General features: G+C 65.0%; 16 protein-coding genes. 12 read left to right on the top strand and 4 right to left on the bottom strand.

The window, feature by feature from the left end:
- Positions 1 to 12: 12 nt before the first annotated feature.
- From H0482_RS10350 to H0482_RS10295, 12 genes are all read left to right on the top strand, one after another.
- A complete protein-coding gene (locus H0482_RS10350) occupies positions 13 to 375 on the top strand; it encodes a lipopolysaccharide assembly protein LapA domain-containing protein (RefSeq protein WP_193729975.1) in 363 nt (120 codons plus the stop codon).
- Between the two features lie 54 nt (positions 376 to 429).
- Positions 430 to 1,077, top strand: a complete 648-nt coding sequence (locus tag H0482_RS10345; RefSeq protein WP_193729974.1) for a phosphoribosylanthranilate isomerase — start codon at positions 430 to 432, stop codon at positions 1,075 to 1,077.
- Between the two features lie 40 nt (positions 1,078 to 1,117).
- Entirely contained in the window at positions 1,118 to 2,332 is a 1,215-nt protein-coding gene (gene trpB, locus H0482_RS10340) for a tryptophan synthase subunit beta (RefSeq protein ID WP_193729973.1), read from the top strand.
- Positions 2,332 to 3,156, top strand: a complete 825-nt coding sequence (trpA, locus tag H0482_RS10335) for a tryptophan synthase subunit alpha (protein WP_193729972.1) — start codon at positions 2,332 to 2,334, stop codon at positions 3,154 to 3,156. The genes trpB and trpA overlap by 1 nt, the downstream gene beginning before the upstream one ends.
- A 114-nt stretch (positions 3,157 to 3,270) precedes the next feature.
- Positions 3,271 to 4,251, top strand: a complete 981-nt coding sequence (gene accD, locus H0482_RS10330; protein ID WP_193729971.1) for an acetyl-CoA carboxylase, carboxyltransferase subunit beta — start codon at positions 3,271 to 3,273, stop codon at positions 4,249 to 4,251.
- Between the two features lie 177 nt (positions 4,252 to 4,428).
- Entirely contained in the window at positions 4,429 to 5,121 is a 693-nt protein-coding gene (locus tag H0482_RS10325) for a nucleotidyltransferase family protein (RefSeq protein ID WP_193729970.1), read from the top strand.
- A complete protein-coding gene (gene addB / locus H0482_RS10320) occupies positions 5,118 to 8,135 on the top strand; it encodes a double-strand break repair protein AddB (RefSeq protein WP_193729969.1) in 3,018 nt (1,005 codons plus the stop codon). The genes H0482_RS10325 and addB overlap by 4 nt, the downstream gene beginning before the upstream one ends.
- A complete protein-coding gene (gene addA, locus H0482_RS10315; RefSeq protein WP_193729968.1) occupies positions 8,132 to 11,575 on the top strand; it encodes a double-strand break repair helicase AddA in 3,444 nt (1,147 codons plus the stop codon). Before addB ends, addA begins: the two co-directional genes overlap by 4 nt.
- Positions 11,576 to 11,705: 130 nt before the next feature.
- The gene (gene trxA, locus H0482_RS10310; protein WP_193729967.1) at positions 11,706 to 12,029 is read left to right on the top strand and encodes a thioredoxin; all 324 of its coding nucleotides are present in this window, start codon (positions 11,706 to 11,708) and stop codon (positions 12,027 to 12,029) included.
- A 217-nt stretch (positions 12,030 to 12,246) separates the two neighbouring features.
- Positions 12,247 to 13,920 (top strand): glycoside hydrolase family 3 protein, encoded by a 1,674-nt coding sequence (locus tag H0482_RS10305; protein ID WP_193729966.1) that lies wholly within the window; start codon positions 12,247 to 12,249, stop codon positions 13,918 to 13,920.
- A 91-nt stretch (positions 13,921 to 14,011) separates the two neighbouring features.
- On the top strand, positions 14,012 to 15,319 hold the full coding sequence (gene pncB, locus H0482_RS10300; RefSeq protein WP_193729965.1) for a nicotinate phosphoribosyltransferase: 1,308 nt from the start codon (positions 14,012 to 14,014) through the stop codon (positions 15,317 to 15,319).
- A gap of 262 nt (positions 15,320 to 15,581) precedes the next feature.
- The gene (locus H0482_RS10295) at positions 15,582 to 15,842 is read left to right on the top strand and encodes a hypothetical protein (protein ID WP_193729964.1); all 261 of its coding nucleotides are present in this window, start codon (positions 15,582 to 15,584) and stop codon (positions 15,840 to 15,842) included.
- Positions 15,843 to 15,963: 121 nt separating this feature from the next.
- Here H0482_RS10295 and H0482_RS10290 read toward each other — a convergent pair whose 3' ends face one another.
- The 4 genes from H0482_RS10290 to tsaB form a co-directional block, all read right to left on the bottom strand.
- Positions 15,964 to 16,779, bottom strand: a complete 816-nt coding sequence (locus H0482_RS10290; RefSeq protein WP_193729963.1) for a lysophospholipid acyltransferase family protein — start codon at positions 16,777 to 16,779, stop codon at positions 15,964 to 15,966.
- Between the two features lie 11 nt (positions 16,780 to 16,790).
- A complete protein-coding gene (locus tag H0482_RS10285) occupies positions 16,791 to 17,171 on the bottom strand; it encodes a Fur family transcriptional regulator (protein WP_193730034.1) in 381 nt (126 codons plus the stop codon).
- A gap of 90 nt (positions 17,172 to 17,261) precedes the next feature.
- On the bottom strand, positions 17,262 to 17,741 hold the full coding sequence (rimI, locus tag H0482_RS10280; RefSeq protein ID WP_193729962.1) for a ribosomal protein S18-alanine N-acetyltransferase: 480 nt from the start codon (positions 17,739 to 17,741) through the stop codon (positions 17,262 to 17,264).
- A complete protein-coding gene (gene tsaB, locus H0482_RS10275; protein WP_193729961.1) occupies positions 17,738 to 18,349 on the bottom strand; it encodes a tRNA (adenosine(37)-N6)-threonylcarbamoyltransferase complex dimerization subunit type 1 TsaB in 612 nt (203 codons plus the stop codon). Before tsaB ends, rimI begins: the two co-directional genes overlap by 4 nt.
- Positions 18,350 to 18,478: the final 129 nt, after the last annotated feature.

Genomic DNA, 18,478 nt, shown 5'->3' with positions numbered 1-18,478 from the left:
TTAGGCGAACTTATGGTCAACAGGATCGTCGGCTGGCTGATATTGGTCCCCTTTTGCGGGGTGCTGATCGCCTTTGCCTTGGCCAATCGTCACCTGGTGAGCGTCAATCTCAATCCCTTCGCCGCGCCCGCCGATGCGGGGTCGGGCGGTTATGGCATCCCGCTTTTCGTGGTGCTTTACGTGGTCCTGCTCATCGGCGTGCTGCTGGGGGGCGTCGCTTCCTGGTTCGCCCAGGGAGCCCATCGCCGCGGCGAGCGCCATTGGCGGCGCGAGGCCCAGCAATTGAGTCAGGAAATCGAAGCCCGGCGCCGCCAGGCCGGCGCCGCGCCGATGTCCCCCATGGGTGACGTGGACGATGCGCTCGACATCCGGTGATGCGCGGCGCTCCGCGCCCTCCAATCCCTTCCCTTTCTCAGGTTCCGACCCGCTATGGCCGACCCTCTGATCATCAAAATCTGCGGCATCAAGACCTATGATCTGCTCGACACCGTCATTGCCGCGGGGGCCGACATGGTCGGCTTCATGCATTTCCAGCGCTCGCCGCGCCATGTCTCGATCGAAGATCTGGGCGGGCTGATCTCGGCGGCGCGCGGCAGGATCGAAAGCTGTGTCGTGCTGGTCAATCCGGACAATTCCTGCGTGGCCGAAGTGGCGGCGCTCGGGCCGGACTGGATCCAGCTCCATGGTCCCGAAACCCCGCATCGCGTTGAGGCCATCCGCGCCGAGGCCGGTGTGGAAATCCTCAAGGCCCTGCCCATCGGCTCGGCCGAGGACGTGGCCCAGGTCGGCACTTTCGCCGCCGTGGCGGACCGGGTTCTGCTTGACGCCAAGCCCCCCAAGGGAGCCGACAGGCCGGGCGGTCTGGGTGCAAGCTTTGACTGGAACCTGCTCGAAAGCCTTGACCCTGCCCTCTCCTTCATGCTTTCGGGTGGCCTGACGCCGGATAATGTCGCCGAGGCCATAGGCAAGGTGAAGCCCTTCGGGGTGGATGTCTCCTCGGGCGTGGAAACCGCGCCGGGCGTCAAGAACAGCAAGCTGATCGAAGCGTTCATCCGCAACGCAAGGGCGGCAGGATAGACCAGAGCGGCCGGGTTCTCTCGGCAGCCGAGAGGATGACATGGACGGCACCAATTCCCTGCGCAACGGCCCCGACGAGCATGGCCGTTTCGGCATTTATGGCGGGCGCTTCGTCGCCGAAACGCTGATGCCGCTGATCCTCGATCTCGAGCGGGAATATCGCGCCGCCAGGAGCGATCCGGCCTATCAGGCCGAACTCAAGAATCTCGCCACCTATTATACCGGCCGGCCCAGCCCGCTTTATTTCGCCGGGCGGCTGACCGAGCATCTGGGCGGCGCCAAGGTGTTCCTCAAGCGCGAGGAGCTCAATCACACCGGCAGCCACAAGGTCAACAATTGCCTGGGCCAGATCCTGCTCGCCAAGCGCATGGGCAAGACTAGGATCATCGCCGAAACCGGCGCCGGCCAGCATGGCGTGGCGACGGCGACGGTCTGTGCCAAGTTCGACCTGCCCTGCACCATCTTCATGGGCGCGACCGACGTTGAGCGGCAGATGCCCAATGTGCTGCGCATGCGCATGCTGGGAGCCGAAGTCCGCCCGGTTACCGCGGGGGCCGGCACCCTCAAGGACGCCATGAACGAAGCCCTGCGCGATTGGGTGACCAATGTGGACACCACCTATTACCTGATCGGCACGGCGGCGGGCCCGCATCCCTATCCGGAAATGGTGCGCGATTTCCAGAGCGTCATCGGCGCGGAGATCAAGGAGCAGTTCGCGGCCCAGGAGGGGGGGCTCCCCGATGCGGTGGTCGCCTGTGTCGGCGGCGGCTCCAATGCCATCGGCGCGTTTCATGCCTTTCTCGATGATCGCGACGTCGCCCTTTATGGCGCCGAGGCGGGCGGGCACGGCATCGAGGTGGAAAACGGCCATGCCGCTTCCATGACCGGCGGTCGCCCGGGCGTGCTGCACGGCAATCGTACCTATCTGCTGCAGGACGCCGACGGGCAGATCCTGGAAGGCCATTCCATTTCCGCCGGTCTCGATTATCCCGGCGTCGGCCCGGAACATTCCTTCCTCCACGACACCAAGCGCGTCACCTATGCTCCCATTACCGACAATGAGGCATTGGAGGCATTCCAGCTTCTCACCCGGCTGGAAGGCATCATTCCGGCGCTGGAAAGCGCCCATGGCTTGGCGCAGGTGATGAAGCTCGCCCCCAAGATGGGCAAGGAGCAGTCTATCGTGCTCTGCCTCTCCGGTCGTGGCGACAAGGACGTGGAAAGCGTCGGCAAATATCTGGGATTGCTGAAATAATGACCAGCCGTATCGAAAGACGCTTCGCCGAACTCAAGGCCGAGAACCGCCCGGCGCTCGTCACCTATATCATGGGTGGCGACCCCGACCTCGCCACCGGTCAGGCCATTCTCAACGCCCTGCCGCAGGCCGGCGCGGACATTATCGAACTGGGCATGCCCTTTTCCGATCCCATGGCCGATGGTGTCGCCATCCAGCTCGGCGGCCAGCGGGCGCTGGCGGCGGGCCAGACCATGCTGGGCCTGCTCGGCATGGTGGAGGAATTCCGCCGCAAGGATGACCATACCCCCATCGTGCTGATGGGCTATTACAACCCGATCTATTCCTTCGGCGTCGACCGCTTCGTCACTGCCGCGAAAACGGCCGGTATCGACGGGCTCATCGTGGTCGACCTGCCGGCGGAGGAAGACGAGGAATTGTGCATTCCCGCGCTCAAGGCCGGGCTCAATTTCATTCGTCTCACGACGCCCACCACCGACGAGAAGCGCCTGCCGGTGGTTCTGAAAAACACTTCGGGCTTTGTCTATTACGTCTCGATGAACGGGGTCACCGGCGCTCAGATCAAGTCGCGCGGCGCCGTGGGTGAGGCGGTGGACCGCATCAAGGCCCATACGGACCTGCCCGTCGCCGTCGGCTTCGGCATCAAGAGCGCCGAGGACGCCGCCGAAATCGGCAGGCATGCCGATGGCATCGTGGTGGGCACGGTCCTGGTCGATGCACTGGCCAGGACGCTGGTCGATGGCAAGGCGACGGACAAGACCTTGGCCGCGGTGCGCGACCTCGTGGCCGACCTGGCCGGTGGGGTCAGGCGGGCGCGGGGCTGAACTGTCCACAGCCCCTTTATCCGTCACGGCTTTGCGCCTTGCGCCCTGCCTGATAAGAATTGCCACAATTGACGACTAGGTGAGCCAAGAGAGCTCACCGCGAAAGGCCGCGCCATGAACTGGATCGACAATTTCGTCCGCCCCAAAATCCGCTCGATCCTCAATCCGAAGCGGGACACGCCGGAAAACCTGTGGGTGAAAGACCCGGAATCGGGTGAAATGGTGTTCTATCGCGACCTCGAGGCCAATCAATGGGTCGTGCCCAATTCGGGCTATCACATGAAGATCAAGCCGGCTGACCGGCTGGCGACCTTTCTGGACGAGGGGAAATACGATCTGGTCCCGGTGCCTTCGGTGCCGCTCGATCCGCTCAAATTCCGCGACCAGAAGCGCTACACCGACCGCCTCAAGGAAAGCCGCGCCAAGACCGGCTATGAGGATTCGGTGATCGTGGCCACTGGCAAGCTCTATGAGCGCGCCGTGACCGTGGGCATACAGGATTTCGATTTCATGGGCGGCTCGCTCGGCATGGCGGCCGGGCAGGGCATCATTACCGGGCTCGAAACCGCGATCCGGCTCAAGACACCCTTCGTGCTCTTCGTCTCCTCGGGCGGCGCGCGCATGCAGGAAGGCGTACTTTCGCTGATGCAGATGCCGCGCACCACCGTCGCCGTGCTGCGGCTGCGCGAGGCGGGCCTGCCTTTCTTTGTGGTGCTGACCAATCCGACCACCGGCGGCGTCACCGCCTCCTATGCCATGCTGGGCGATGTGCATCTGGCCGAGCCGGGCGCCTTGATCGGCTTTGCCGGCCAGCGCGTCATCGAGCAGACCATTCGCGAAAAACTGCCCAAGGGCTTCCAGCGTTCCGAATATCTCTACCAGCACGGCATGGTGGACATGGTGGTGCATCGCCACAATCTGCGCTCCACCATCGGCTCGCTCGCCGCCATTCTCACCAAGGCGCCGCCCAACGAGGCGATCACCGCCACCAGCACCAAGGCCATCGCCGCCCAGGCCAGCCTGCGCGACGCCGCTCTTGCCGCTGAAGGCGACGACGATATCGAGCCGCCCGCCGCCGCCGCCCACGCCGAATAGGCCTTCCGGCGCCTCGCCACTTGAGGGGCCTGTTGCCCGGAATTCTTCACCCTCGGGCCCTGACCCGAGGGTTCTTTTTTGCCGCGGCTTTCGCAACGGCCCTCGCGTCGCGCGCGCAGGCGCAGGCATGACCACGCACTCTGGACAAGAAAGGCCACACCCTTTCTTATCCGGCGCATGGATAAAAACGCCCGATTCCCCGATGTGATGTTGCTGGCGGCGGGTCTCGGCACGAGGCTGCGGCCGCTGACCGATGCCCTCCCTAAGCCCTTGGTGCCGGTTGCCGGAAGACCGCTGATCGAGCGGGTTATGGACGATGCGCGGGCGGAAGGGGCGACGCGCTTCCTCGCCAATGCCCATTACCGCGCCGACCAATTGCTCGCCCATTTCGGCGGCCTGCTGAAGGTCAATCGCGAGGAGGTGCTGCTGGGAACGGGCGGCGGCGTCAAGGCGGCTTTGCCCATGCTGCATTCCGACCCCTTCCTTGTCATGAATACCGACGCCTTCTGGCTGCCCAGCGTCGACAATCCTCTGGCGCGCATGCGCGAAGCTCACGGCGGGGAAGGAGACATCACCCTGCTCTGCATCCAGCCGCATCGCGCCACAGGCTTTGCCCGCAGCCACGATTTCTGCCTTGCTCCCGATGGCCATGTGACCCGCGATTATGGCGCGCCGGTCATTTATGGCGGCGTGGCGCTGCTCGGGCGCTCATTGTTCGAAACCACCCCCGATGGCACGTTTTCGCTCAACCTGCTGATCGATGCGGCGCTCGAGGACGAGCGCCTCAAGGGCGTGGTGCTTGATGCGCCCTGGTTTCATGTCGGGGATGCAGCGGGGCTGGCCGCAGCCGAAAAGGCCCTCTCGTCATGAGACTGTTTTCCATCGCGCCATCGACGCCCTTCCTGCCCTGCCTTGCCGAAGCCGTGATGGATGGGCGGCTCCTGGCGGGCTGGGATCGAACCGGGCCGTTCTGGCTGAGCGATGTCACGATCATCGTGCCGACCCAGCGCGCCCGGCGAAAACTGGCCGAGGCCTTCTCCCGCCAGCCCGGCTTTACCGGCCTTCTCCCCGACATCCGCACCTTTGGTGGCGAGGAGGGGGATGAGGAACCGTTCCTGCCCCCCTTCGACGCCCCGGCTCTGCCCCGACAGGCCGGCGGGTTGATGCGGCGGCTCACCCTCTCGCATCTGGTGGCGCAATGGGCGCGCAGCGTGCGCGGGCGCGAGGCCTTTTCCAGCCCGCCCAGTGCGGCGGAAATCTTCTCCATGGCGGGCTCGTTGGGCCAGGTGATCGACGACCTCCTGGTCGAGGAGCGCAGCGCCGCCGACATCCGCGCCATCGGCAGCGATATGGCGCAGGAACTGGGAGAATATTGGCAGCAGACGCTGGAATTTCTCGATATTGCGCTCACCGCCTGGCCGCAATGGCTCGACGCGCTCAATTTGAGTGATGTCGCCGCCCTGCGGCGGGCGCGGCTCGACCGGCAGGCTCTGGCCGCGCCCTTTCTCTATGGCGACAGGCCGGTGATCGCCGCGGGGTCCACCGGTTCCATTCCGGCGACCGCCCGCCTGCTTGCCGCCATTGCCGGTCTCAAGCGCGGCGCTGTGGTGCTGCCGGGCCTCGACATGGATATGGGCGCAGAAGCGCTGGCGGCCTTGCGTCAGGATGAGCAGAACCCGCATGGCCATCCCCAATATGGCCTCGCCCACCTGCTCACGGTTTTGCGGGCTGGGATCGAGGATGTCACCGAATTGTGCCCAATTCCTCATGAGCGCACCGCCTGGGTCAATCGCGCCCTGGCCCTGGCCGGGGACACCGCTCTCTGGGCCGGGCAGCGGCCCGATATGGCGCGGCTCGATGCCGCCTTTTCCGGTGTCTCCATCATCCAGGCGCGCCATGAGGACGAGGAGGCGCGCGCCATTGCGCTGGCCGCCCGCGCGGCCCTGGCCGGGGGAAAGAGCGTGGGCATCGTCACGCCCGACCGCAATCTCGCCAGGCGCATCGCCGCCGAACTCAAGCGCTTCGCCATCCATGTCGATGACGCCGCCGGTTCCCCGCTCTTTCACGCCCCGTCCGGGCGGCTGGCGCGCCAGGCGCTGAGCCTTGCGGTCAGTCGCTGCGCGCCCGCCGATCTCATGGCGCTGCTGCGCAACCGCGCCGTCAGCCTCGGGGGGGGACGTGCGGTCATCGCCGAAACGGCCAATAGTCTCGATCTCCTGCTGCTGCGCGGGCAGCGTCCAGCGCCCGGCTTTGCCGGGTTGCGAGCCCTGCTGGCCGCGCGGAAAGTGGACGATCCGAAAACACGGCGCAGACCCATCACGCCCGAAGCCGCCGCAACCCTTTCCGGCCTGCTCGACCGGCTGGAAGCGGCGATTGCGCCTCTGACCGCGCTGCTCGGGCAGACGGACATGGACGCGGCAAGCCTTGCCGGGGCGCTCTGGGCCAGCGTCGAGGCTTTGAGCACCGGCATGGCGTTGCATGGACGCGAGGAATTGTCGGCCTGGGCGGCGGACATGGCGCTGCTGGCCGGGCAGGGCCATCGCTTCGGCCCCTTCGGGCTCGATCAGGTGCTGTTCGCGCTGATGGATAGCGTCGAGGTGCGCAATCACGAGGAGCGACGGCAGGACATCGCCATCTGGGGCCAGCTCGAAGCCCGGCTGATGAGCCCCGACCTGCTGATCCTGGGGGCGCTCAACGAGGACAAATGGCCCGGCCCCGCCGATCCCGGTCCTTGGCTCAGCCGGAACATGCGGCTGGCCGCCGGCCTCGAGCCGCCTGAACGCATGCAGGGCCTTGCTGCCCATGACTTTGCCCAGGCCATGGGCAATGGCGAAGTGATCCTCGCCTATGCCGATCGGATCGGCGCGAGCCCGGCCCTGCCCTCGCGGCTATTGCAGCGGCTCGACGCTTTTATCGGGGAAAATCAGGCCGATAGCCTGCGGGCGCGCGGCTCGGTCTGGCGCGCCGCGGCACGGGCGCTCGACGCCGTGACCGAGATCCGTCCGGCGCCGCGCCCGGCGCCCAATCCGCCCATCGTGCCGCGCCTCAACCGGCTCTCGGTCACCGAGATCGAAACGCTGATGCGCTCGCCCTATGATCTTTATGCCAAGCATGTGCTGCGGCTTCGGCCCCTCGATGCCCTGGGTGAAGACCCCGATGCCCGGGAGCGCGGCACTATCATCCACGCCATCTTCGCCCGTTTCGTCAATGAGGGGCACGACGTCATGGCGGACCAAGCCCTTGGCAAGATTATGGAAATCGCCAATGAGGAATTTGCCGGACTCGACATGATCGGCGAACGCCGCGACATCTGGCTGCGCCGCTTCGAGACCGCCGCCGCCCAGTTCCTCGAATTCGAGCGTGGCCGCGAGGGGCAATTGCTCGCCCGCCACGCCGAAATTTCAGGCGAATGGAGCCTGCCCCTGGCCCGCAATTTCCGCATTACCGGCACTGCCGACCGGGTGGATGAACTCCGCGACGGCACGCTGGAAATCCTTGATTTTAAAACCGGATCGCCGCCGAGCCCCCCCAGCATGAAGGCGTTTGAAGCGCCGCAATTGCCGGTCGAGGCATTGATGGCCAAGGCGGGCGCGATGAAGGCCATCGCGCCTGCCGCCTCCTCGGCACTGACCTATATCAAGATCGGGCTGGGGCCCGACGCCTTCAAGCCCAGCGCCTTTGCGACGGCCGATGGCCTCGATATCATGGCGGCTGCCGACGAAATCTGGCGGCGCATGCAGGGGCATATCGACTTCTTCCTGATGCACGAAACCCCGTTGCCGGCCCGCCTCCTGCCACTCAAAACCCAAAGGTTTGCAGGGCCTTACGACCATCTGGCGCGGGTCTCTGAATGGAGTTCGGCCGATGGGGAGGAGGAGCCATGAGCGATCGTGGTGCGCTTGAAATTCCCTTCGACACCAGGACCAGCCAGGGTCGGGCCAGCGATCCGGATTATTCGATCTGGGTGGAGGCCAATGCCGGATCGGGCAAGACCTATGTGCTAACCCACCGTGTTTTAAGGCTTTTATTGGCCGGGACGCGGCCGCAATCGATTCTTTGCCTGACCTATACCAAGGCGGCGGCGGCGGAGATGCGCAAGCGCGTGGGGGCGCGGCTGGCGCAATGGGCTCTCGCCAGCGATGCCGAATTGCTCAAGGATGTCAGGGACTTGATCGGTTCCGCGCCCGACCCCGCCATGCTGGCCGATGCCCGTATTCTGTTCGCCCGGGCGCTGGAAACGCCGGGGGGGCTGAGGATCATCACCATCCACGCCTATTGCGAAGCAGTGCTGCACCGTTTTCCCATCGAGGCCGGCGTGCCCTTCGACTTTGCCGTCATCGAGGACGAGCAGCAGGCCCAGATGGTGCTCTCGGCGCGAGAAAGCGTTCTGGCGGAAGGACTTAGGGGCGGGGCGCATTGCGAGGCGGTCGAGACCCTGTTCGGGCTGATGAGCGACGAGGCCATCGCCAAGGCCATCAATTCGGCGCTCTCGGAAGGGGCTCGGCTGAAACCGCTGCTGGTTGACATTTCCGCCGCAAAACGGCGCCTGCGTCAGCTGATTGATGTCCAGGATAGCCTCGAAACTATCCGTTCGGGGCTCTTGGCCAACACATTGCTAACACCTGAGGCGCTGCGCCAGCTGATGGCCTGTCTCAAGGGCGATCCGGCGGGCAATTCCCGCTGTGCCGACCTGCTCGCCCGGCTCGACCCGGATTATCCGACCCTCGAGGGCCTGCGCGCCGCCTTCTTCACCGGCAAGGGCGAACCCCGCGCGCGGCTGATGCTCAAGAAGGAGGTGGAGACCTATCCGGCACTGCACGAATTGCTGCTGGCCGAACAGGAGCGGCTGGTCGAGGGGGAGGCGCAATTGAACGGCGCGCTGCTGGTGGCGCGCAGCGAAGCGGTGCTCGACGTGGTGGCGGCGATCCGCGGGCGCTACGAGGAGGAGAAGCGCCGCCATGCGCTGCTCGATTTCGACGATCTCATCGAAAAGCTCGGCGATCTCTTCGACGATGCGGCCATCGCCCCCTGGGTGCATTATAAGCTTGATGCCGGGATCGACCATATCCTGGTCGATGAAAGCCAGGACACCAATGAACGCCAATGGCGAGTGGTGAAGGCTCTGGCGGTGGAATTCTTCACTGGCGAGGGCGCGGTCGAGAGGCCCCGTTCGATCTTTGCCGTGGGTGACCAGAAACAGTCGATCTATTCCTTCCAGGGGGCGCAGCCCGTGCTGTTCGGGGAGACCGGACTGGACATGGCCCAGCGGGCGCGGGCTTCGGGAAAACCCTTTGCCCGGGTGCCGCTCCATACCAGTTTCCGCACCCTCAGGACCATTCTGGACGCGGTGGACAAGGTCACCGGGCGCGACGATATTCGCGCCGCCCTGTTGTCGGCGGAAAAAGTGCTGCATCAGGCGGCGCGCGTGCAGGAGGGGGGCAGCGTCACCCTCTGGCCGCCGGTGCAGGAGGAAAAATCCCAGCGCGACACCGACCAATGGCCACGCGAGCCGGTGGAGGCCGAACAGAGCGCCACCCGCCAGGTGGCACTGCGCATCGCCCGCCAGATCCGGGGCTGGATCGAGACCGGACGGGTGCTGGGCCAGCGCGGCCGCGCCGTCAGCGCCGATGACGTGCTGATCCTGGTGCAGAAGCGCGGGCCGTTTTTTCAGGACATCATTGCCGCCCTGCGCGCCGAACACCTGCCGACGCCGGGCGCCGACCGGCTGGCGGTGACCGGCCATATCGCCGTGCTCGACCTTCTGGCTTTGATCGACGTGCTGCTCAATCCCGCCGATGACCTGCAATTGGCGGCTGTCCTGCGTTCGCCGCTTTTCGATCTCTCGGAAACCGATCTGTTCGAGCTGGCGCACAAGCGGGACGAGGGGCAAAGCCTCTGGTCGGCCCTGGCCATTTCGCACATCGCCCCGGCACAGGATGCGGCGGAGCGCCTCGCGCGCTGGCGCGGCCAGCTCGACCGCGAACGGCCCTTCGAATTCCTCGCTTTCCTGCTTTATGCCGAGGGCGGCCTGCGGCGCTTCCACGCGCGGCTCGGCTATGAAGTCGATGAAGTTCTCTCCGAATTGCTCGAACTGGCTCTGGCCCATGAACAGGGCGGGCAGCCCTCCCTGCAGGGCTTTGCCGTCGAGATGCGCCGCCGCTCGGTGACCATCAAGCGCGAACTGGCCGAAAGCGGCGGCGGGGTGCGGGTGATGACCGTGCATGGCGCCAAGGGGCTGGAAGCGCCCATCGTCATTCTCGCCGATGCGACGGCCAAGCCCTCGGTGCAGATGACTGGCAAGCCGGTCTATGTGCTCAACAGCGCCCCCGGACCGCTTCTGGTCCATGCCTCGGCCAGGGGCCAGCATGGCGAGGCGACACTGCCGATCAAGGACGCCGCCGATGCCGCCCTGGGGGAGGAATATTGGCGCCGGCTCTATGTGGCCATGACCCGCGCCGAGGATGAACTTTACGTGACCGGCACGCTCAGCGCCGGCACCAAGCCCGAAACCCAGCTCGAGGGCAGCTGGTATCAGGCCATCGAACAGGGGCTCGGTCCCGGTCTGGTCGATAGACACGATGCCGAAGGGCTGCTGGTGGCGCGTATCTATCCCGCCGACGAGGCGCCGCGCCATCTGGGGCCGACCCCGGTCCGGTCCCGATCGGAGGCTGCGTTCAGCGCCGATCCGGTGCCCGAGCCGCCCGATGAGCCGCTGGTCTCGCCCTCGCGCGCCGGCTCCGGGGGGGAGGAGACAATCCTGCAAAGCCTCGCCGAAGAGGCGCGCGATGCCGAAGGGGCGCGCAAGGAGGGGTTGGCGCTTCATGCCCTGCTCCAGCATCTGCGCCGGATCGAGCGGGAAAGCTGGCCGGAGGTCGCGCCCCGGGCCCTCGAGACCTTGTTGCCCGATCATATGGATCGCCATGGTCCTTTGGCGGCCAGGGCCATGTCCATCCTCTCCCGCCCCGAATTGAGCCATTTGTTCGGACCCAACAGCCGGGCCGAACTGCCCTTCCTGCTGCCGGTTCGGCGCCATGGCGAGAATGTGCGTCTTCAGGGGCGCATCGATTGCCTCGTGGTTGACGACTCAGGCGTGCTGGTGGTCGATTACAAGTCCGATGCATCGGTTCCGGACCGGCCCGAAGCGGTCAGGCCGGCTTACCTCACGCAATTGGGGCTCTATGCGCTGGTTGCAGGCCAGCTTTTCCCCGGACGGACCGTATCGGCCGCCATTTTGTGGACGGAGCGGGAAACATTGATGAATCTGCCCTCCGACCTGCTCGGAGCGGCAAGGGGCAGCTTCAGCCTGCGCCCGGACGGGGGTTGAACCGGGACTGGACTCTTCCCAGTTCTGGGAGCAAAGACGAAGGCTTTCCGGGGGATATGCCCGGAACCGATATTCTGGCGTCTCCCCGGCCCGAGCGGGCGGGAGGCGCGTTACCAAGAAGGCACGCAACATGACTAAAGCCGTTTCCGAAGCCACTTTCGGCCAGGAAGTCCTCCAGTCCAACGAACCGGTGCTCGTTGATTTCTGGGCCGAATGGTGCGGCCCCTGCCGGGCCATCGCCCCGGTTCTGGACGAATTGTCCAGCGAACTGGAAGGCAAGGTGAAGATCGTCAAGCTCAATGTCGACGAAAATCCCGGCATTGCCGCCCAATATGGCGTGCGTTCCATCCCCACCATGATCCTGTTCAAGAACGGGGAAGCCGCCGACATGAAGATCGGTGCCGGCACCCCCAAGGCGGGCCTCAGCAAATGGCTCGAAGGCCACGCCGCCTGAGGAATTTTCCGGCCCGAACTTTTGGCCGGACCATTGCAGACGAACCAACACCGCCGGAGGCTCCGGCGGTGTTTTTGTTTGGGGGTGCTTGATCGGCAAACGCCATGCGCATGGGGATCGCGGATGGTTCCGGCCCCTGCGGCTCGCTCCCTGCCTTGTTCCTGTCCCATCGGCCCTGCTAAACAGGGGCGAGAAAAACCGGACGGGGAGCCCGCCTTTGGCCAATATCGATCTTGCCGCGGCGCCGTTTCATCTCGATGCTGCGTCCATTGCCTGGGTGCATGAAACCCGCGAGGCGCTGTCGCCGCGCGACAGGCTGGCCCAGCTTTTCGTGCTGCTGTCGCGCGAGGCACCGGAGGCCGCTTTGGCGTCGCTGGCCAGTTTCCGGCCGGGCGGGGTCACCCGCATCTATTCGAGCGATCTCGCCGCCGAAATCGGACTGATGCGCCAGCTCGATAGTGCCGCCTCGGTGCCTTTGCTGGTCAGCGCCGATCTCGAAGGCAGCCGCATGAGCCTGCCCTTCGGCACCGAAGTGCCCAATCCGCTGGGTCTTGCGGCGGTGGACGATGTGGAGGCCACGACGGCGATTTCCACCATCATGGCCGAGGAGGCCCGCGCCGTGGGGCTCAACTGGAGCTTCACCCCGGTCATCGACATCAATAGCGCCTGGCAGAGCGCCATTGTCGGCACCAGGTCCTATGGCTCCGATGTCGAGCGGATCAAGCGCCACGCTTTGGCCCAGATCGCCGCGTTCCAGCAGGCGGGCGTCGCCGCCACGGTCAAGCATTGGCCCGGCGAAGGCTATGACGACCGCGACCAGCATCTGGTGACGACGATCAATCCGCTGACGCTGGCGGAATGGGAACAAACCTTCGGCCCGCTCTATCGCGCCGCCATCGAAGCCGGGGTGATGAGCGTGATGAGCGCCCATATCGCCTTTCCCGCCTTCGTGCGCGAACTCGATCCCGAGGCCGGGGCCGAGGCCTTCCGGCCGGCGACGCTGAGCCCGGTTCTCAACCAGAATCTGTTGCGCGAGAAACTGGGCTTTAACGGCCTTATCGTCTCGGACGCCACGCCCATGGCCGGTTTCGGCGATTGGGGGAAGCGCGAGGACATCATCCCCCAATGCATCATTGCCGGCTGCGACGTGATCCTGTTCTCCGACGATGCCAGTGCCGACCTCATGTATCTGGTCAAGGCGGTCGCCGATGGCAGGCTGAGCCAGGAGCGGGTGGACGAGGCGGTGACCCGCATTCTCGGTCTCAAGGCAGCCCTGGGCCTGCACCGGCCCGAGCGAGCCGAGCCGAGCCTCGATCAGGCCAAGGCGATCATCGGGCGACCCGAGAGCCGGGAGAAGGCCAGGGCGGTGACTGCCCGCGTGCCGACCCTGGTCAAGGATGTGCAGAACCTCTTGCCGCTGTCACCGGCCCGGCACAGGCGCATCCTCATCTTCTCGACCGGCGCGGTGCAGCCTTTCGCGCCAATGCCGCTACCGCTCTCGCTGCCCGACCTGTTGCGCGAGGAGGGGTTCGAGGTGACCGAATATGCGCCCGGCATGGCGGTCGATGTCCGGGACTTCGACCTCGTGCTCTATTTGCTGGCCGAGGAGACGCTGCTGACGCGCCAGCGCATCTTCCTCAATTGGCGGGAACTGACCGGCTCGGTCTTCGGCGCCATGAAACGCTATTGGCACGACGTGCCCACGCTCATGGTGTCGCTGGGCTTTCCCTATTACCTGCATGACGCGCCGCGCGTGCCCACCTATGTCAATGCCTATGGCAGCAATGAGGACATGCAGGTGGCCGTGCTCGAGGCGCTGATGGGCCGCGCGCCCTTTGCCGGCACCAGCCCGGTGGACCCCTTCTGCGGCAGCGAGCAGGGTCGTTATTGAGCCGGACAGGTACGGAACCGATCCCCTCGCTTCCGTCCTTCACAATTCCGGGGCTGGCGCGCTACAAAAGCGGGCGCGAAGTGGGACGACAATGGCCACCTATACCGATATTGCCCGCCGGGTTTACAATCACACCTTCAAGCTCGATCCGATCGTTCGGAGCCTGCTCGATACCGATTTCTACAAGCTCCTGATGTTGCAGATGATCTGGGGCCTCTATCCCCGGGTCGAGGCCACGTTCAGCCTGATCAACCGCACCCGTGCGGTGCGGCTGGCCGAGGAGATCGATATCGAGGAATTGCGCGCCCAGCTCGATCATTGCCGCACCCTGCGCTTTTCCAAGAAGGAAATGATCTGGCTGGCCGGTAATACTTTTTACGGCAGCCGGCAGATCTTCCAGCCCGGCTTCCTGCGCTGGCTGGAAAATTTCCAGCTGCCCGAATACCGGCTCGAAAAGCGCGACGGGCAATTCGTCCTGGAATTTCCCGGCCTCTGGCTCGAGACCACGATGTGGGAAATCCCCGCCCTCGCCATCATCAACGAATTGCGCTCCCGCGCGGCGATGAAGCAATATGGCCCCTTCACGCTCGACGTGCTCTATGCCCGCGCCAAGGCCAAGATGTGGGAAAAGGTCGAGCGGCTGCAAAAGCTGCCCGATCTCAAGATTTCCGATTTCGGCACCAGGCGCCGCCATTCCTTCCTCTGGCAGCGCTGGTGCGTCGAGGCGCTCAAGGAAGGGATCGGGGAAAACTTCACCGGCACCTCCAATGTCAAGCTCGCCATGGACACCGATCTCGAAGCGCTCGGCACCAATGCCCATGAATTGCCCATGGTGCTGGCGGCGCTCGCCCGCTCCGACCAGGAATTGCGCGAGGCCCCCTATCGGGTCCTGCAGGACTGGAAGAGCTATTATGGCGGCAATCTGCTGATCGTTCTGCCCGACGCCTTCGGCACCGATGCCTTCCTGCGCGACGCGCCGGACTGGGTGGCCGACTGGACCGGCTTCCGTCCCGACAGCGCTCCGGCCATCGAAGGGGGCGAGAGGATCATCCAGTTCTGGCAGGAGCGCGGTCGCGACCCCAAGGACAAGCTGCTGATCTTTTCCGACGGGCTCGACGTGGAAATGATCGAGGACGCCTATCTGCATTTTGACGGTCGGGTGCGCATGGCCTTTGGCTGGGGCACCAATCTGACCAATGATTTCGAGGATTGCGCGCCCGCGCCCAATGCCCGACTCAAACCCATTTCCATCGTCGCCAAAGTGTCTGAAGCCAATGGCCGCCCGGCGGTCAAGCTCTCGGACAATCCCGCCAAGGCCACTGGCGATGCCGCCGAAATCGAGCGCTATCTGCGCGTCTTCGGGGATGATGGGCGGGTGGAATATGCGGTCAAGGTCTAAGACCGAGCCGTATTTTTGGTCTGATGACCGTTTTTTGCCGCTTTCGTAGGGCTTTTAACAGCGGTGGAATCGGACTAAGCGGGTTCCGCTGACATTTCGGCCTCGTCCCCTGCTTCACCTCCCGCTCCGGGCGTGATGCGCTTTCGCAACAGGTCGGACCGACAACAAGGCGATGGTGAAACCCCATCGCCGCAGCAACGTTATTTGCCGGGTGATCCGTCCGAAGCCAGTCTGGCCGGCGGCGGCTCCCACGGAGCCGGAATTGACTCTTGAATTGATCGACATTGCCCTGGCCGAAAAAGAGGCCCATCCGCGCCTCCAGGATCGCGTGACCGGCAAGGTGCGGGCCGTGCTCACCGAAAATATCGACGGGCGGGAGGTGCGGCACGAGCTTGTGGTGCCGGTCTGGACCGATGTGACCCAAGCCATGAGCGAACAGGACATCGATCTGGCGCTGATGGTCAAGGCCGCCGATATTGTCGGCCGCCTCAAGCAGCGCCTGTCATCCTCGCCCTCCGCCTGACCGCGCCGGGCATGTGGTAGGGCAGAAAATTCGGGGAAATGGATTGCCCGGACCAGCCCGGCAATGACGGCGGAATGCAGAATTGTACCCGCGATTGCCCGGACGGGTCGGGGCGTGATGGCTATGCCTGTCGATTGCCTTCATTGGCTGGCAGGGCGCCGCCGCGATTGAGGGCGACGAGCATGGCGCGTACCTGATTTTCGGCGGCTTTGCTCACCGCCTTGCGGTCGTCGCCGGCATTGAGCGGCATCGGCTCGCCGAAGGCCACGACCACGTCCTTGGCCGGCCCGGTGAGGATTTCGGCAATATTCTGCCGGACCGACTTGGACTTGATCCAGGCGATCAGCGAACGCTCGTTGCGGCTGACCGGCAGACCCTGCAATTTGGTATAGGCGATGGTCACGGGCTGGATGACCACGTCGCGCGCCCCCGCTTCGATCATGGCATGCTGGGCGGCCCCGATCAGGGCCGAGCGGAAGGGCAGCACATGGGTGCCGATGTCGGACTGGCCCTCGGCGAACAGCAATACGGCATTGCCGTCGGCCATGTGATTGCCCATGGCCTCGGCGGTCTTGCCGGTGGCCGAGCGGCGGGTGCGGTCGGCATAGATGGTCTTTTGCAGATTGGCCATCATGCCCACAAAAGGCCAGTCGCGGATTTCCTTCTTGGCCACGAAGGTGACATCAGCCACCGAGCCGATGGCGACGATGTCGGTCCAGGAAATATGGTTCGAGACCAATAGCGTCGAGCGCCCGGTGGCCGGCGCGCCGATAAGGGTGATGCGCAGGCCCAGAAATACGCAGCCGAGGCGATGGAACAGGCGCGGCAGGACGGGCCAGATCGGCAGGCCCAGCGCGACGATCAGCGCCTGCGAGGGGATCACCACCAACAGGAAGGGCAGGAAGACGAAAACGAAGAACAGGACGCGGAAGATCATCGGAAAAGCTCTCAGGCTTTCTTGTCGCCGATGGGCACGGCGTAAAGCTCCAGCCGGTGATCGACCAGCCGGTAGCCGAGCTTTTTGGCGATCACTTCCTGGATGGCCTCGATCTCCTCATTGCGGAATTCGATGACCTTGCCGGTGCGGATGTCGATGAGGTGGTCGTGGTGCTCGTCCGGGATCAGCTCGAACCGGGCGCGGCCATCCTTGAAATCATGCTTGGTGACCAGCCCCGCCTCCTCGAAGAGATTGACGGTGCGATAGACGGTCGAGAGGGAAATGCGCGCATCGATGGCCGAGGCGCGCCGATAGAGCTCCTCGACATCGGGATGGTCGAGCGCGGCTTCGATCACCCGGGCGATGACGCGGCGCTGATCGGTCATGCGCATGCCATGGGCGACGCAGGCTTCTTCCAAAGTGGGTTCGGACGGGTTCTTGCTCACGCCAAGCCTCCCGGGCAAATTCTGTTGTCGAGGGGGTTAACCAAGATCGCGCGCCATGACAAGCGCGGTGGCCGCCGACCCATCGGGGCGCGGATAATAGCCTTTTCGCGACGATATGGTGGCAAAACCCAGTTTTCGATAGAGGCGGATCGCCGCGAGGTTCTGCTCGTCCACTTCGAGAAACATGCGCCGTGCCGGCGAATGCATGAGATCGACGAAAGCCGCGTCCAGCAGCGCCCGGCCAATACCCTTGCCGCGCCATTTCGGATCGACGGCGATGGAGAGCAATTCGCTTTCATCCAGCACGGTGCGGATCAGCGCGAAGCCGGCAATGCGCCGCCGCGCGTCGCAGGCAATATAGACCGGGCTCGCCTTGTCATCGAGAAAGCGGGCGAATTCCTCGACCGGCCAGCCGCGATAAAAGCTCTGCGCGTGGATGCGGGCGAGATCCCTGGCGTCGCGGGCTTCGCCCGGCTCGACATGCAGCCCGCCCGGGGCCATCCAGAGCTTGATCATGGCGCGCGCCTTATGATCCGCGCCGCGTCCTGCGGCTTGGCATCGGCATCCCTTATATAGGCGGCATGGGGTGGGAAGGCCGAAGGGTCGGCCCCGGCGGCGAAACGGGCCATCGCCCCGATGGCGGCAAAGGGGGATTGGATGAGCAGGGCATTGGCAGCAATCGCGGCGCGGGCGCTCTCGATGGGAACGAGGCGCGGACCCTCCCCGATTACGCCCGGGGCGGGAAAGGTTTCGAGGTAGGCTTCGCCGCGCCTTGCATCGACCAGAACCGCGACCGGCCCCGCCGGTGCGCCCAGCGAGATGGCCAGAAGGCTGGGAATGCCGAGCACGGGAATGTGTCGCGCCAGACCCAGGCCGCGCGCCGCGGAGAGGCCGATGCGCAGGCCGGTAAAGGAGCCGGGGCCGGTGGTGACGGCGATCCTTTCCAGATCCGGATAGGCGATATTGTTGCGCCCGAGCAGAATGGCGATGCGCTCGAAAAGAATTTCGGCGTGGCCCTTGGCGAGGTCTTCCACCAGCATATCGACGCGCCCGTCGGTCAGGGCCAGCGCCAATTGCAGCCGCGGCGCGGCGGTGTCGATAGCGAGGGTGATCGGCTGGGTCATCAATTATCCTGTACCGCTCGCGCAGGGCGCCCACGGCCTTCTTGCTCATGGCGTTCGGCCGAAGGCCGGGACCGGCCTCCTAGGACTTCGCCGCACTCCTAATCCTGCGGCGGACCCGAGTCCACCGCC

The sequence above is a fragment of the Devosia faecipullorum genome (genome assembly GCF_015158295.1).
Lineage (GTDB): Bacteria > Pseudomonadota > Alphaproteobacteria > Rhizobiales > Devosiaceae > Devosia > Devosia faecipullorum.
The sequence above is the reverse complement of the archived record's forward strand: the minus strand, read 5'-3'. Positions and strand labels throughout refer to the sequence as shown.